This is a genomic window from Cellulosimicrobium sp. NPDC057862 (genome assembly GCF_042797035.1).
Taxonomy (GTDB): Bacteria; Actinomycetota; Actinomycetes; order Actinomycetales; family Cellulomonadaceae; genus Cellulosimicrobium.
In genome coordinates this window covers 53,571-68,318 of the sequence record NZ_JBHVMH010000006.1, presented here as the reverse complement: position 1 = coordinate 68,318, position 14,748 = coordinate 53,571, and the positions used below count along the sequence as shown (strand labels likewise).

12 protein-coding genes are annotated in these 14,748 nt (G+C 75.1%); 5 read left to right on the top strand and 7 right to left on the bottom strand.

What is annotated here, in order from left to right; all coding sequences use genetic code 11:
• The first annotated feature begins 69 nt into the window (after positions 1-69).
• Both ACFVN3_RS09990 and ACFVN3_RS09985 read left to right on the top strand, forming a co-directional pair.
• A complete protein-coding gene (locus ACFVN3_RS09990) occupies positions 70-2,415 on the top strand; it encodes a bifunctional (p)ppGpp synthetase/guanosine-3',5'-bis(diphosphate) 3'-pyrophosphohydrolase (RefSeq protein WP_141388097.1) in 2,346 nt (781 codons plus the stop codon).
• 90 nt (positions 2,416-2,505) lie between these two features.
• Positions 2,506-3,612 carry an ATP-dependent DNA ligase gene (locus ACFVN3_RS09985; RefSeq protein ID WP_378232659.1) on the top strand — a complete coding sequence of 369 codons (1,107 nt, stop codon included), beginning with the start codon at positions 2,506-2,508 and terminating at the stop codon, positions 3,610-3,612.
• Between the two features lie 33 nt (positions 3,613-3,645).
• Here the strand turns inward: ACFVN3_RS09985 and ligD are convergent, their stop codons facing one another.
• From ligD to ACFVN3_RS09965, 4 genes are all read right to left on the bottom strand, one after another.
• On the bottom strand, positions 3,646-4,722 hold the full coding sequence (gene ligD / locus ACFVN3_RS09980; protein WP_378232657.1) for a non-homologous end-joining DNA ligase: 1,077 nt from the start codon (positions 4,720-4,722) through the stop codon (positions 3,646-3,648).
• Between the two features lie 10 nt (positions 4,723-4,732).
• Positions 4,733-5,365 (bottom strand): hypothetical protein, encoded by a 633-nt coding sequence (locus ACFVN3_RS09975; protein WP_378232656.1) that lies wholly within the window; start codon positions 5,363-5,365, stop codon positions 4,733-4,735.
• Between the two features lie 105 nt (positions 5,366-5,470).
• Entirely contained in the window at positions 5,471-7,423 is a 1,953-nt protein-coding gene (locus ACFVN3_RS09970; protein ID WP_378232654.1) for a DUF349 domain-containing protein, read from the bottom strand.
• Positions 7,420-8,178, bottom strand: a complete 759-nt coding sequence (locus tag ACFVN3_RS09965) for a peptidylprolyl isomerase (protein ID WP_378232653.1) — start codon at positions 8,176-8,178, stop codon at positions 7,420-7,422. The genes ACFVN3_RS09970 and ACFVN3_RS09965 overlap by 4 nt, the downstream gene beginning before the upstream one ends.
• 211 nt (positions 8,179-8,389) lie before the next feature.
• Here ACFVN3_RS09965 and ACFVN3_RS09960 point away from each other — a divergent pair, with 211 nt between their 5' ends.
• The 3 genes from ACFVN3_RS09960 (at position 8,390) to ACFVN3_RS09950 (ending at position 11,346) form a co-directional block, all read left to right on the top strand.
• Entirely contained in the window at positions 8,390-9,175 is a 786-nt protein-coding gene (locus ACFVN3_RS09960) for an MBL fold metallo-hydrolase (protein WP_378232651.1), read from the top strand.
• Positions 9,176-9,247: 72 nt separating this feature from the next.
• Complete coding sequence (gene hisS / locus ACFVN3_RS09955; RefSeq protein ID WP_378232650.1) at positions 9,248-10,636, top strand: histidine--tRNA ligase; 1,389 nt, start codon at positions 9,248-9,250, stop codon at positions 10,634-10,636.
• A gap of 41 nt (positions 10,637-10,677) precedes the next feature.
• Complete coding sequence (locus ACFVN3_RS09950) at positions 10,678-11,346, top strand: M23 family metallopeptidase (protein ID WP_378232649.1); 669 nt, start codon at positions 10,678-10,680, stop codon at positions 11,344-11,346.
• 34 nt (positions 11,347-11,380) lie between these two features.
• Here ACFVN3_RS09950 and ACFVN3_RS09945 read toward each other — a convergent pair whose 3' ends face one another.
• From ACFVN3_RS09945 to ACFVN3_RS09935, 3 genes are all read right to left on the bottom strand, one after another.
• A complete protein-coding gene (locus ACFVN3_RS09945; protein ID WP_378232648.1) occupies positions 11,381-12,169 on the bottom strand; it encodes an energy-coupling factor transporter transmembrane component T family protein in 789 nt (262 codons plus the stop codon).
• Positions 12,166-13,944: an ABC transporter ATP-binding protein gene (locus tag ACFVN3_RS09940; protein WP_378232646.1), complete on the bottom strand. Its 1,779-nt coding sequence runs from the start codon at positions 13,942-13,944 to the stop codon at positions 12,166-12,168. Before ACFVN3_RS09940 ends, ACFVN3_RS09945 begins: the two co-directional genes overlap by 4 nt.
• Before the next feature lie 73 nt (positions 13,945-14,017).
• A complete protein-coding gene (locus tag ACFVN3_RS09935; RefSeq protein WP_378232644.1) occupies positions 14,018-14,725 on the bottom strand; it encodes an ECF transporter S component in 708 nt (235 codons plus the stop codon).
• Positions 14,726-14,748: the final 23 nt, after the last annotated feature.

Below are 14,748 nucleotides of genomic sequence, written 5' to 3'. Positions count from 1 at the left end.
CCACTCCGGTCGTCTCGGCTGGTCGTCGACACGGTGTCGGCGATCGCCGGCCTGCGAAGGGAGGCGCGCATGAGCGAGAACACCCGGACGTCGCGCGCCCCGGAGAAGGCGGGCGCGCAGCCGACCCCGGGGCAGGGCGGTTCCGGCGGACGCGGGGTGCGGTCGCGCCTCGTGCGCTTCGGTGCCCGGCCGAACGCCGGCAGCCCGGCGCTCGAGCCCGTGCTCCAGGCCGTCCGCACCAACCATCCCCGGACCGACCTCACGGTCATCGAGCGCGCCTACGAGACCGCGGAGCGCGCGCACCGGGGGCAGCTGCGCAAGAGCGGCGACCCGTACATCACGCACCCCGTCGCCGTCGCGACGATCCTCGCCGAGCTCGGCTTCGACGGGTCGACGCTCGCCGCCGCGCTGCTGCACGACACGGTGGAGGACACCGACTACTCCCTCGCGCAGCTCACCGAGGAGTACGGCGAGGAGATCGCCATGCTCGTCGACGGCGTGACCAAGCTCGACAAGGTGACGTACGGGGACGCGGCGCAGGCCGAGACGGTGCGCAAGATGGTCGTCGCCATGGCGCGCGACATCCGCGTGCTCGTCATCAAGCTCGCCGACCGGCTGCACAACGCGCGCACCTGGAAGTACGTCTCGTCGTCCTCGGCGGGCCGCAAGGCGCGCGAGACGCTCGAGATCTACGCGCCGCTCGCGCACCGCCTCGGCATGAACACGATCAAGTGGGAGCTCGAGGACCTCTCGTTCCAGGCCCTGTACCCCAAGGTGTACGACGAGATCGTGCACCTCGTGGCCGAGCGGGCTCCCGCACGCGAGGAGTACCTCGCGGTCGTGCGCGAGCAGGTCACGGCGGACCTGCGCAGCGCCAAGATCAAGGCGACGGTGACCGGGCGGCCCAAGCACTACTACTCGATCTACCAGAAGATGATCGTGCGCGGGCACGACTTCGCGGAGATCTACGACCTCGTCGGAGCGCGCGTCCTCGTGGACAGCGTCCGGGACTGCTACGCGGCGCTCGGCGCGCTGCACGCGCGGTGGAACCCCGTGCCCGGGCGTTTCAAGGACTACATCGCGATGCCGAAGTTCAACATGTACCAGTCGCTGCACACGACGGTCATCGGGCCCGGCGGCAAGCCCGTCGAGATCCAGATCCGCACGCACGAGATGCACCGGCGCGCGGAGTACGGCGTCGCGGCGCACTGGAAGTACAAGGAGACCGCGAAGTCGGGCGGGAAGACCGCGAAGGACGACACCGCGGCGAACGACATGCGGTGGCTGCGCCAGCTCGTCGACTGGCAGCGCGAGACGGCGGACCCCGCGGAGTTCCTCGACTCGCTGCGCTTCGAGATCGGCGGCGCCGAGGTCTACGTCTTCACGCCCAAGGGCGACGTCATGGCGCTGCCCGCGGGGTCCACCCCGGTCGACTTCGCCTACGCGGTGCACACCGAGGTCGGGCACCGGACCATGGGTGCGCGCGTCAACGGGCGCCTCGTGCCGCTCGACTCGACGCTGGAGAACGGCGACTCCGTCGACGTCCTCACCTCGAAGTCCGAGAACGCGGGACCGAGCCGGGACTGGCTCGCGTTCGTCAAGAGCCCCCGCGCGCGCAACAAGATCCGGCAGTGGTTCTCCAAGGAGCGCCGCGAGGAGGCCGTCGAGCACGGCAAGGACGCGATCGCCAAGGCGATGCGCAAGCAGAACCTGCCGATCCAGCGCCTGCTGTCGCACGAGTCGCTCGTCGCGCTCGCCAACGAGCTCCGCTTCGCCGACGTCACGGCCCTGTACGCCGCGATCGGCGAGGGACAGGTGTCGGCGGCGAACGTCGTCTCCAAGCTCGTCCAGGCGATGGGCGGCGAGGAGGGCACGGTCGAGGACGTCGCGGAGACCGCGCGCCCCGGGCACACCGCGCGCCGCGTGCGCACGGGGGACCCCGGCGTCATGGTCAAGGGCGTCGACGACATCTGGGTCAAGCTCGCCAAGTGCTGCACCCCCGTCCCCGGCGACGAGATCATCGGCTTCATCACGCGCGGCCAGGGCGTGAGCGTGCACCGCGCGGACTGCGCGAACGTCGTCGGGCTGCGCAACCAGCCCGAGCGGATCGTCGACGTCTCGTGGACCACGGGCAGCAACGCGATGTTCCTCGTCCAGATCCAGGTCGAGGCGCTCGACCGGGCGCGCCTGCTCTCCGACGTCACGCGCGTCCTGTCGGACAACCACGTGAACATCCTCTCGGCCACCGTGTCGACGTCGAACGACCGCGTCGCGATGTCCCGCTTCGTCTTCGAGATGGCGGAGCCGGCGCACCTCGCGCAGGTGCTCAGCGCGGTCCGCAAGGTCGACGGCGTGTTCGACGTCTACCGCATCACGGGGACGAAGGCCGCCGAGGCGACGCAGCTCCCGGCCTGACCGGGCGCGCTCGCGGCACGCGGGCGACGACGGTCGGTGCCCCGGACGTGTCGTGGTGCCGCACGCCGCGGCCGGTGGCAGCATCGGCACATGGACCTGCCCGTCATGCCTCCCGTGCTGCCCATGCTCGCGAAGTCCGTGCCCGACGTGCCCGAGCCCGACGCCGTGGACGGCGGGTACGTCTACGAGCCCAAGTGGGACGGGTTCCGCGCGATCGTGTACCGCGACGGCGACGAGGTGCGGCTCGACAGCCGCAACGCACGCCCGATGGAGCGCTACTTCCCGGAGGTCGTCGACGCGGTGCGCGCAGCCCTCCCGCCCCGCTGCGTGGTCGACGGCGAGATCGTCGTCGCCCAGGACGGGCGCCTCGAGTTCGAGGTGCTCCAGCAGCGGATCCACCCCGCCGCCTCGCGGGTGCGCCTGCTCGCCGAGCAGACGCCTGCCGCGCTGGTCGTGTTCGACGTGCTCGCGCTCGGTGACGACGACCTCACGGGCGAGCCGCTGGCGCGACGCCACGAGGTGCTGGACTCGCTCGGGCTCGACGGCCCCGCGGTGCACGCGACCCCCCGCACCCGCGACGTCGCGGTCGCGCGCGAGTGGTTCGACACCTTCGAGGGCGCGGGGCTGGACGGCGTCGTCGCGAAGCCGCTCGACGGGGCCTACCAGCCGAACAAGCGCGCGATGCTCAAGATCAAGCACGGGCGCGAGGCGGACGTCGTGCTCGCCGGGTACCGCCTGCACAAGACGTCGACGCCCGCGAATCCGCTGCTCGGGTCGCTCCTGCTCGGGCTGTACGACGACGGTGGCCAGCTCCAGTTCGTGGGAGTCGCCGCGTCGTTCCCGGCGGCGCGCCGGGCGGCTCTCGTCTCCGAGCTGGCGCCGCTCGTCGTCGAGCCGGGCACGCCGGAGGCCGACGCGCACCCGTGGTCCGGCTGGGAGAACCCTGCAGGCGAGCGGATGCCGGGGGCGGTGTCGCGGTGGAGCTCCGGCAAGGACCTGTCGTTCACGCCGCTGCGTGTCGAGCGCGTGCTCGAGGTGGCGTACGACCACATGGAGGGCACGCGGTTCCGGCACACGGCGCAGTTCCGGCGCTGGCGCGACGACCGCGACCCGTCGTCGTGCACCTACGACCAGCTCGAGGAGCCGGTGCGCTACGAGCTCACCGACATCCTGCCGGGCGCCCCCGGCGTCGACTGACGCGCGGGTCGTGCTGCGGCCGGCATCGGGACGCTAGGCGCGGGGCCGATCGCGGTCCTTGCTCGGCTGCACGCGCTTGGGCTCGCCCGGCATCTTCGGGTACTCCGGGGGATAGGGCAGGTCGCCGAGCCCGTGCTCGGCCTCGTCGCGCCGGGACAGCTCGAGGGCGGGCTCGAGCGATGCCCCCGGGTCGTCACGGTCGGCGCGCAGCGGCGCGAAGAGGTCGCCGACCTCGGCGAAGCGCGCGGGCATCGACAGCACGTCGAAGTCGTCCGGGTGGACGTCACCGAGCTCCTCCCAGCGCAGGGGAGCGGACACCGTAGCGCGCTGGTTGGAGCGGATCGAGTACGCCGAGGCGATGGTGCGGTCGCGCGCCATCTGGTTGTAGTCGACGAAGATCTTGGCGCCGCGCTCCTCCTTCCACCACTTGGTGGTGACCTGCTCGGGGAGGCGGCGCTCGAGCTCGCGCCCGATCGCGATCGTCGCGCGGCGCGCCGCGACGAAGTCCCACTCGGGCGTGATCGGCACGAAGACGTGGATGCCGCGCCCGCCCGACGTCTTCGGGTACCCGGGCAGGCCCAGCTCGTCGAGCACCTCGCGCAGGTGCGGCGCGACGCGCACGGCGTCGTCGAAGTCGGTCCCGGGCTGCGGGTCCAGGTCGATGCGGAGCTGGTCCACGGCCTCGACGTCCTCGCCCCGGACAGGCCACGGGTGAAACGTCAACGTCCCGAGGTTCGCGGCCCACGCGACGACGGCGAGCTCGGTCGGGCACACCTCGTCGGCGGTCCGCCCGCTCGGGAAGGCGATGCGTGCGGTGCGCACGTAGTCGGGCGCGCCCTTGGGGACGCGCTTCTGGTAGAACGCGTCGCCGGTGTTGTCGGTGCGGGTGCTCATCCGCGCCCCCTCGAACACGCCCTTGGGCCAGCGCTCGAGCGTGGTCGGGCGGTCGACCAGGGCGCCGAGGATCCCGTCACCGACGCTGAGGAAGTACTGCACGACGTCGAGCTTGGTCACTCCTCGCGCGGGGAAGACGACGCGGTCCGGGCTCGTGACGCGCACGGTCCGGCCCCGGACGTCGAGCTCCACGGGAGGTGTCGTGGCTGCGGCCATGCCGACCAACCTAGACCGGGTCGTCCTCCCCGGCGAGCAGGAGCGCGAGGGTGCGCCGCGCCCGCGGCCGCCGGGACCACCGGTGGCGCAGCTCGAGCGACCGGGCCGCGAGGCGGGGCTCGAGCCCGCACACGTCGCGCAACCGGCGGAGGATGCTCAGCGCTTCGTCCGACTCGCACCGCGTCGCCACGTCGAGGGCGGTCCGCACGACCGACGTCACCTGCACGCCCGCGACTAGGGTCCGGTCGTCGCGCAGCACGTGCGACTGGCGCGGCGCCCGGCCCGCGAGAGGTGCGGGACGGTGCCGACCGGGCGGGTACACGACGTCGAGCGTGCGCGGCGCGGGCGAGCCGCACAGCACCCAGGCCGCGGCGCTCCCGGCGAGGACGGTCCCCTGCGGGACCAGGTCGCGGACCGCGAGCGCACGGAGGGTCGGCGTGTCCGGAACGAGCGCGGGCGCGGCGACGTCGCCCCAGAGGCGGCGGAGCGCCCCCGACCGCACGAGGTCCTGGAAGGCAGCGTGCCCACCGACGTCCGCCGGAACGACGAGCAGCCCCACGTCCGTGTCGCGCGGTGCGAGCAGCTGCGTCAGGGTCGCGGCGGGTGAGGGTGAGGGTGAGGCGGTGCGAGGGGCGGGCGGCATGCGCACACCGTGCACCATCGGCCCGGGCACGCGGAAGGGGCCGGTGCTCGCCTGTGGACGAGCGCCGGCCCCTTCCGGGCCCGAGCAGAGTGCGGGACGGCAGCGTCAGCCGCGCGAGTCCTCCGCCGCACGCACGACCTGCTCGAGCCAGGCACGACGTGCGGTCAGCGCGGTCTCGAGGTCCTTGACCGCGCGCGCGTCGCCGCGGCCCTGCGCGGCCGCGAGGTCCGCCTCGAGCCCCTCGATCGCGGACTCGAGCTGCGCCGCGGCACCCTCGGCGCGCGCCCGCGTCTCGGGGTTGGTCCGCGTCCACTGCGCCTGCTCGGCGTCGCGGACGGCGTTCTCGACGGCACGCAGGCGGCCCTCGACGCGCTGCAGGTCGCCGCGGGGCACGCGGCCGGCCTCCTCCCAGCGCTCCTGGAGGTCGCGCAGCGCGGCCTTCGCCGCACCGAGGTCCTTGACCGGGACGAGCTTCTCCGCCTCCGTCAGCAGCGCCTCCTTGACCTCGAGGTTCGCGGCGTACTCGGCGTCGGTCGCCGAGTTCACCGCGTCACGGGCCTGGAAGAACGTGTCCTGCGCTGCGCGGAACCGGGCCCACAGCGCGTCGTCGTCCTTGCGGCTCGCGCGGCCGGCGGCCTTCCACCGCGCCATGAGGTCGCGGTACGCGCCCGCCGTCGGTCCCCAGTCGGTGCTGGACGACAGCGCCTCGGCCTCGGCGACGAGCTTCTCCTTGGCCGTCTTGGCGGAGGCGTTGCGCTGCTCGAGCTCGGCGAAGTAGTGCCGGCGCTCGCGGTCGAACGCCGTCCGCGCGTGGCTGAACCGCTTCCAGAGCGCCTCCTCGCTCGCCCGGTCGATGCGCGGGCCGGAGCGCTGCGCCTCCTTCCAGCGGTCGAGCAGGCCGCGCAGCTCCTCGCCGGCGGGCCGCCACTGCATGCGACTCGGGTCGGTCGCGGCGATCTTCTCGGCCGCCTCGATGATCTCGGTCCGGGCCTCGAGCGCTGCCGCCTTGGCGGCGGTGCGCTCCGCCTCGAGCTGACCGCGGCGCTCGGCCGCGGCACCGCGCAGCGCCTCGACCTGCGCGCGCAGGCCGTCGAGGTCGCCGACCGCGGACGGCTCGGCAGTCTCCTCACTGAGACGGGCGATCGTCTGGTCGATCTCCTTGACGGACAGGTCGGTGCTCGTCAGTCGTGCCTCGAAGAGCGCGACCTTCGCCTGGAGATCGAGGTAGCGCCGCACGTACAGCGCGAGCGCCTCCTCGGTGTCGACACCGGGGAACTGACCCACGGAGCGCTCGCCCGCGCTCTCGCGGACGTAGACGGTGCCGTCCTCGTCGACGCGGCCGAACTCCGCCGCGGCCTTCGCGGCCGCCGAGTCGTCGGCGAGCGCCGGGACCGCGGGCACCTCGGGCACGGCGGCCGGAGCGGCCGGGCCGCCCGCTGCTGCCGGGGCGGGCTTGCGCGGCGGGTGGGGCACGGCGGAGGGCTTGGGGCGGGGGCCCGGTCGCGGAGCGGCGGGCTTCGGCGCCGCCGCGGCCTCAGTCTCGACGACGGCCTCCTCGGCGACGGCTTCGGTCTCGACGACGGCCTCCTCGGCGACGGCTTCGGTCTCGACGACGGCCTCCTCGGCGACGGCCTCGGTCTCGCCGACGTCGTCGGTCGCGGGTGCCGGGTCGTCTGTCGCGGGCGTCTCGGAGTCCTGCGCCTCCGCGGTCGGCGCGTCGGTCGGCTCAGCCGGCGCGACGTCGCTCGCGGGCTCGGCGACGTCCGGGGCGGTCTCCTCCGCGCTCGTCGCGGTGTCCGTCGCGGTGTCGTCCGTCGCCTGCTCGGCCGGGACGTCGGGCTGCAGCTCGGCGGCGGGCTCGTCCGCGGGCTGCTCGTCCGCGGGCTGCTCGTCAGCGGGGGCCGGGTTCTCGGTCGCGTCGGCGGCGTCGTCGGCCGCATCGGTGACGGCCGGGGCGTCCGTCGGCTCCACGTCTGTCGCGTCGACCCGTCCGGTCTCGCTCGCCTCCGCGGGCTCCGGTGCCGGTGCGCTCGCCTGGTCCTGGGCGGGATCGCTCACTGGGTCTCAACTCCTTCGATGGTGACCGGGGTGGCGGGGGACCCGTCGCCGGATCCGTCCTGCGTCCCCGCGTCAGCGACTGCCTGGACGACGTCCAGGCCGGACGTGATGGTGCCGAACACCGTGTAACCACCCGCCGCGTCGGACGGGATGGTCGAGTCCTCGTAGACGAGGAAGAACTGGGAGCCCATCGACTCGGCGTTCCCGCCCTGGCGGGCCATGGCGACGGTCCCGGCGGGGTAGACGTCGTCGGACGGGGGGTTCTCGATGGGGCCGAACGAGTAGCCCGGGCCGCCGGTTCCCGTGCCGGTCGGGTCGCCGCACTGCAGCACGTAGATGCCCGACGTGGTGAGACGGTGGCACGAGGTGCCGTCGAAGTACCCGGACTCCGCGAGGGACACGAAGCTCGCGACCGCCTGCGGGGCCGCTTCGCCGTCGAGCGTGAGGGTGAGGTCGCCCGCGCTCGTGGTGAGCGTCGACGTCCAGTCGCGCCCCTCGGCGGCGGACGCGGGGGGCAGCGTGTGCTCGCCGGAGGACGAGGGCGCTGTCCCGTCGCCGTCGCTCCCCGCGTCGGTGCCCGGCGCCTGGGTGGCGGACAGCGCCCACCACACGGCGACGCCGATCACCACGAGCGCCGCGACGACGCCGACGATCGACCAGGTCCGCTGGCGCTTCGCGCGGAGCTGGGCCACGTGCTGGTCCCACTTCTCCTCACGGCGGCGCGCCTGCTCGCGCTCGCGACTCTTCGTCGACACCCCAGCTCCTTCGTCCGGCGCCGTCGTGGCGCGCACGGTCGACCCCGGTGCGGCCGCGGTCGGTACGGGACAGTCTAGGCACCGAGCGCCCTGGTGGCGGGTGGATTTGCCGTGCGCAGGTCACGGTCCGGTATCGACCGGCCGGGTGCCCCGCGGGTCCCGAGCCCGCGGACGGCGACCCGGCGAGGCTCCGCGGGCTACTCTCGGGCGCGTGGACCGACCCTCCGGCACGACACCCCCACGCTCGCCCGACGACGCGTCGAACGCCCCCGCGGTGACGCTGCACGTCGTCGTCGCGCCCGTCTTCGGGACCAACTGCACGGTCGTGAGCGTGCCGAGCGGCGACTGCGTGGTGGTCGATGCGGGCGCCGGGACCGCCGACGACGTCGCCGCCCACGTCGCGTCGGCCGGCCTCGTGCCGCGGGCCGTGCTCGCTACCCACGGGCACGTGGACCACACCTGGGACGCGGCGGCGCTCGCGGACCGGTTCGACGTGCCCGTCGTCCTGCACACCGCCGACGCGTACCGGGTCGCCGACCCGTTCGGCAGCCTCGAGCACGCCTCGCCCGCCGGCGACCGGGGCGAGCGTCCGCTCGTCTCCGGTCCGCTCGGTGCGGCGCTCGCCGCGGCCGGTGCCCGTCCAGGGGACTACCGCGAGCCCGCGCGCGTCGAGACGTTCGACGTCACCGCGGGCGAGGAGGGGGAGCTGCGCTGGGGCGACCTCGTGCTGCGCGCGGTCGGCGCACCGGGCCACACCGAGGGATCGACCCTCTACCTCGTGGGCGAGCCGGGCGCAGGGATCGTGCTCAGCGGCGACGTCCTCTTCGCGGGGTCCGTCGGTCGCACCGACCTGCCGGGCGGGGACGGCGCGACGATGGCCCGCACGCTGCGCGACGTCGTCGCGCGCCTCGACCCCGCCTGGGACGTGCTGCCCGGCCACGGCCCCGCGACGACGGTCGCGCGCGAGCTCGCGACCAACCCGTTCCTCGCGGGCTGACACGCCCCCCGCGCGCGTCCGTCGGGCGGGACGATGCGGACCTGCGTGCCGGTGTCTGGGAAGATCTGACCCATGGCCAGGCCCACACCCCTCTCCGGTTTCCCCGAATGGCTCCCCGACGGTCGGATCGTCGAGCAGCACGTCCTCGACACCCTGCGCCGGGTGTTCGAGCTGCACGGGTTCGGCGGGATCGAGACGCGCGCGGTCGAGCCGCTCGACCAGCTCCTGCGCAAGGGCGAGACGTCCAAGGAGGTGTACGTCCTGCGCCGGCTCCAGGAGGAGGCCGGCGAGGCGGAGGCCACGAGCAGGGGTGACAAGCAGCTCGGCCTGCACTTCGACCTCACCGTCCCCTTCGCGCGCTACGTGCTCGAGAACGCCGGGCACCTCGCCTTCCCCTTCAAGCGCTACCAGATCCAGAAGGTGTGGCGCGGTGAGCGCCCCCAGGACGGGCGCTTCCGCGAGTTCACCCAGGCGGACATCGACGTCGTCGGTGCGGGCGAGCTGCCCTACCACTACGAGGTCGAGCTGCCGCTCGTCATGGCGGAGGCGCTCGGCGCGCTCCGCGACATCGGCGTGCCCGAGGTCCGCGTCCTGGTGAACAACCGCCGCGTCGCCGAGGGCTTCTACCGCGGCCTGGGGATCGACGCCGTGGACGAGGTGCTGCGCCAGATCGACAAGCTCGACAAGATCGGCCCCGAGAAGGTCGCGGCGCTCCTCGTCTCGGAGGCGGGCGCCACGACCGAGCAGGCCGAGGCCTGCCTCGCCCTCGCCGCGATCAGCGGGAGCGACACAGGCGTCGTCGACCGCGTGCGGGCGCTCGCGGCCGAGCACGGCGTCGAGCACGAGCTCCTCGAGACCGGGCTCGGCGAGCTCGGCGCCCTGATCGAGGCGGCGAGCGTGCGTGCCCCGGGCGTCGTCGTCGCCGACCTCAAGATCGCGCGCGGCCTCGACTACTACACGGGCTCCGTCTACGAGACCGTGCTCGTGGGCCACGAGCAGCTCGGGTCGATCTGCTCGGGCGGCCGCTACGACACGCTCGCGTCCGACGGCGCGAACACCTACCCCGGCGTCGGCCTGTCGATCGGCGTGTCCCGCCTGGTCTCGCGCCTGCTGTCCGCGGGCCTGGTCCGGGCGACGCGCTCCGTGCCGAGCGCCGTCGTCGTCGCGGTGTCGAGCGAGGAGACGCGCGACGTGTCGGACGCCGTCGCGACCGCCCTGCGGTCGCGGGGTGTCCCGGTCGAGGTCGCGCCGGCTGCCGCGAAGTTCGGCAAGCAGATCCGCTACGCCGACCGTCGCGGGATCCCGTTCGTCTGGTTCCCGGGGCGTGCCGAGGAGGACGGGACCCGGTCGCCGGACCAGGTCAAGGACATCCGCTCGGGGGAGCAGGTGGACGCCGACCCCGCGACGTGGGAGCCGCCGGCCGAGGACCGCTTCCCGCGCGTGGTGCCGGCGGCCGGCTGAACTTCCGGCGACCGCGCCAGCCGGACGCGAGGGGAGGCGACGTGACCGGACCGGTCGAGCTCGCGCTTCCCTTCGCGGGCACGTGGCTCGTGCAGAACAGCCCCGCTCGTCGCGTCCCGAGCCACGGGACGCACCTGTTCGCGACGACGTACGCGATCGACTTCGTCGCGGTCCGCGGACGCCGCACCGCGGACGTGCGCGACTGGCGCACCGCTCTCGGCACCGAGCGGCCGGAGCGGTTCCTCGCGTTCGGCCTGCCCGTCCTCGCCCCCGCCCCGGGCACCGTCGTCGCGGTGCACGACGGCGAGCCCGACCACGAGGCCCGGCGCTCGCCGTCCGCCCTGCTCGGGTACGCGCTGACGCAGGCGTCCCGGGCGCGCGCGGGCGGCGCGGCGCTCGCGGGCAACCACGTGGTGCTGGCGCTCGACGCGCCGGACGCCTTCGTGGTCCTCGCCCACCTGCGCCGGGGGTCGGTCGCGGTGCGCCCCGGCCGACGGGTGACGACCGGGGACCTCATGGGCCGGTGCGGGAACTCGGGGAACTCGACGCAGCCGCACGTGCACGTGCAGGCCATGGACGGCCCCGACGCGCACGTCGCGCGCGGCGTGCCGCTCGCGTTCCGCGCCTTCCGGGAGCGCGGCCGCGACGGCCGGACCGGCGCGGTCGCGCTCGGCGTCCCGGCCGAGGGAGCGGTGGTCGAGCCCGCCTGAGGACGCGCTGCCGGGTCCGCCCGCCGCGCTTTCCTCAGGCGGTGAGCGCGCCGATCCCCGTGACCCACCCCGCCAGCACCCCGATCGCGACGAGCGCCCCGGCGAGGGCGAGCACCGCGCCCGCCGCGACGACGTCGGGCACGCCCAGGGGCACGGGGCGCGACATCGTCCGGGGGCCGGAGCCCAGGCCGCGCGACTCGAGCGCGACCGTCAGCCGCTCGGACCGGCGCACCGCCCCGACGAGGAGGGCGAAGGCCGCCGCGCCCAGCGACCGCGGGGAGCGGGGGAGCCTGCCGCGACGTCGCCGTGGGTCGCGCACCGCCTGGGCGCAGCGGATCGTGTGCCAGGCGTCGGGGAGCTCGGCGAGGAGCCGGTGCGCGGCGAGCACCGCGAACGTCCAGGTCGCCGGGAGGCGGGCGTGCTGGTGCAGGCTCGTCATGAGACGCACGGGGTCGGTCGTGAGGACGAGCACGAGCGACAGCGCCCCGACGAACAGCGTGCGCAGCGCGAGCGCGGCACCGATCGTGAGGCCGTCCGCGCCGACGGTGAGCGGCCCGAGCTCGACGGCGTCGCCGCCCGGCCGGGTGACGACGTTGACGACGAGGAGGCTCGTCGCGAAGACCACGAACGGGACGTGCGCCAGCGCGAGCGTGCGCACCGGCACACGGCCGAGCGCGAGCAGGGCCGCGACCGTCAGCAGCCAGGCCGTCGTGGGGGTGACCGGGTCGGTGACGAGCAGCGCGCCGGTGGACAGGAGGAGCACGGTGGCGACCTTCACCGTCGGGTTCCAGCGTTCGAGGACGGACGGAGAGCGTGCGGTCACGGGGCCACCTCCGCGGGGACGCGAACCCCGGGCTCCAGGGCGGACGCCCCTCCGGCCGTCGGGACGGCGCTGTGCGCTGCGTCGCACCAGGCGTCGAGGGCGCGCACGAGCGTGCCCGGGTCGACGCCGCGCGCACGGCCGGTCCGTGCCCACCAGTCGAGCAGCGGGGGGAGGCGCAGGCCCGCGAGCGCGCACAGCGCGTCGTCGGCGAGGACCGCGGACGGCTCCGCGACCGTGGTGAGCGCGCCGTCCACGACCACGGCGACCCGGTCGGCGATCGCCGCGACGAGCGAGAGGTCGTGCGAGACGACGACCACGGCGCCGCCCGCGTCCGCCCGGTCGCGGAGGACGCGCGCGGCCGCGGCGGCCTGGGCCCGGTCCAGGCCGAACGTCGGTTCGTCGGCGAGCAGGACCGGCGGGTCGAGCACGGTCGCCGTCGCGAGCGACAGGCGGCGCTGCTCGCCGCCCGAGAGCCGGTACGGGTTCGCGTCGGCGAGGTGAGCGAGCCCGAACGCGTCGAGCGTCCGCTCGACGCGAGCCTCCAGGTCGGCGAGGCGGGCCAGCCGTGCCGACCACGCGACCTCCTCGCGCACGGTGCGGGCGACGAGCTGGTGCTCGAGGTCCTGGAACACCATCGCGACGGGATCGTCCGTCGCGGTCACGACGACGCCCGTGGTGCGCTCGAGCCCGGCCAGGCCGCGCAGGAGCGTCGACTTGCCGCCCCCGTTGGGCCCCACGACGGCGAGCACCTCGCCCACGCGGACGTCGAGGTCGACGTCGCGCACGACGGGGTGCCCGGTCCGGCGGGCGCGCCCCGCGGTGAGGCCGCCCCGGTGGACGGCGAGCCCGCGCGCCCGGAGCGCGACCGGACGCTCCGAGCCCGGCGCAAGCCCGGCCGGGTCCCGGCCCGAGCTCGTCGGGGGTGCGGACGACGTCCGTGCGAGATCGACCAGCCACCCGTCGGTCGCCGGGGAGCCGAGCGGCCCCGGGGCACCCGCCTGCTCCAGGCGGACGGCGAGCGGCAGCCAGCACCCCAGGTCGGCGAGGTCGCGTGCGTGCTCGCGCAGGACGCGGTGCGTGGGGCCGTGCGCGACGACCCGGCCCTCGCGGCCCAGCACCAGGGTGGCGCCGGGCAGCGCGCCCAGGTCGTCCAGGCGATGCTCGACGAGCACGACGGAGCGGTGGGGGAGCCTGGCGGGCGACGCCTCGCCGTCGGGCCCGGGTGTCCGGGCGAGGCCGGCGACGAGCGCCCCGACGTCGTGCGCGGCAGCGGGGTCCAGGAGCGCGGTGGGCTCGTCGAGGACGACGAGCTCCGGGTCGGCGACGAGCGCGGCGGCGACCGCGACGCGCTGCGCCTCACCGCCCGACAGGGCGTGGGTCGGGCGGTCGCGCAGGTGCGCGGCGCCGACGGCGGCGAGCGCGGCGGTCGCACGGTCGTCCATGGTGCGGGGGTCGGCGCCGCGGTTCTCGAGCGCGAACCGCAGCTCCTCGTCCACGTGCGCCAGGCAGAGCTGGTCGCCGGGCCGCTGCTGGACCAGGCCCACGCGGGCGGCGAGCGCGGGCGGCGGCACCTCGCGCGGGTCGAGCCCGGCGACGCGCAGCCCGCCCGCGACGGTGCCCGGGAGCGTGTGCGGGACGACGCCGACGAGCGCACGCAGGAGGGTCGACTTCCCGCAGCCGGACGGGCCGAGGACGAGGAGGCTCGTCCCGGCCGGGACCGTGACGTCGACGGCGTCGAGCACCCGGGCGCCGTGGTGCCCGAGGCGCACGGTCACGGCGTCGGCTGTGACGGCGTCGGCCGTGGCGGGGTCCCGAGGGGCGGCCTCGGGTGTGTCGGGGGCGGCGCGCTCAGCCACGGCGGGCCGCGCCGATCGCGAAGGCGTCGAGGGCGCCGGTGCGCGCGAGCGCGTCGCCCAGGAGGCGGGCTGCGAGGCCGCACAGGACGACGCACGACACGACCTGGACACCCAGCCGGAGCATCGCGTAGTCCTGCCCGAGCCAGCCGAAGCGCACGGCGTTGAACGCGAACGTGACGAGCGCGGCGCTCACGCCGGACGCGACGAACACCCACCAGCCGAACCGGCGGTAGCGCGTGAGCGCGAACGGCAGCTCGGCGCCGAGGCCCTGGACCAGGCCCACGACGAGCAGGAGCGGCCCTGCGGGGGAGGCGAGGAAGACGACCTCGACGAGCGCGGCGAGGGTCTCGGCCAGGATGCCGACCCCCGGCTTGCGCACGACGTACGTGGCCAGCGGGCCGACGACGATCCACGCGCCCGCGAGGACGTTCGCGGCGAGGTCCGCGAGCGGGCCCATCGCGAGCTGCAAGGGGGCCCAGAGCTGCACGAACGCCCAGTACACGAACCCGAAGACGACGCCGAGCACGGCGATCAGCACCGTCTCGTGCAGGGTCAGGCCCCGCCGGCGCGCGGCAGGCGGGGGCGTCGCGGGGAGCACGTGGCCTGCGGTCCCGGTGGTCGGGTCGTCGGTCGTCCCGACGACAGCGCCAGGGGCGGCGCCCGGGGTCGTCTGCTGCGGGGTGGTGCGGGGCTCGGCCATGCGGTTCCCTCCGTCGGGCCCCC

Bases quoted from the DNA above. Each gene is read 5' to 3' on its own strand.
- ACFVN3_RS09985 (WP_378232659.1), top strand. From the start codon at position 2,506: ATGGACCTGCCCGTCATGCCTCCCGTGCTGCCCATGCTCGCGAAGTCC.
- ACFVN3_RS09975 (WP_378232656.1), bottom strand. From the start codon at position 5,365: ATGCCGCCCGCCCCTCGCACCGCCTCACCCTCACCCTCACCCGCCGCG.
- ACFVN3_RS09990 (WP_141388097.1), top strand. From the start codon at position 70: ATGAGCGAGAACACCCGGACGTCGCGCGCCCCGGAGAAGGCGGGCGCG.
- hisS (WP_378232650.1), top strand. From the start codon at position 9,248: ATGGCCAGGCCCACACCCCTCTCCGGTTTCCCCGAATGGCTCCCCGAC.
- ACFVN3_RS09935 (WP_378232644.1), bottom strand. From the start codon at position 14,725: ATGGCCGAGCCCCGCACCACCCCGCAGCAGACGACCCCGGGCGCCGCC.
- ligD (WP_378232657.1), bottom strand. From the start codon at position 4,722: ATGGCCGCAGCCACGACACCTCCCGTGGAGCTCGACGTCCGGGGCCGG.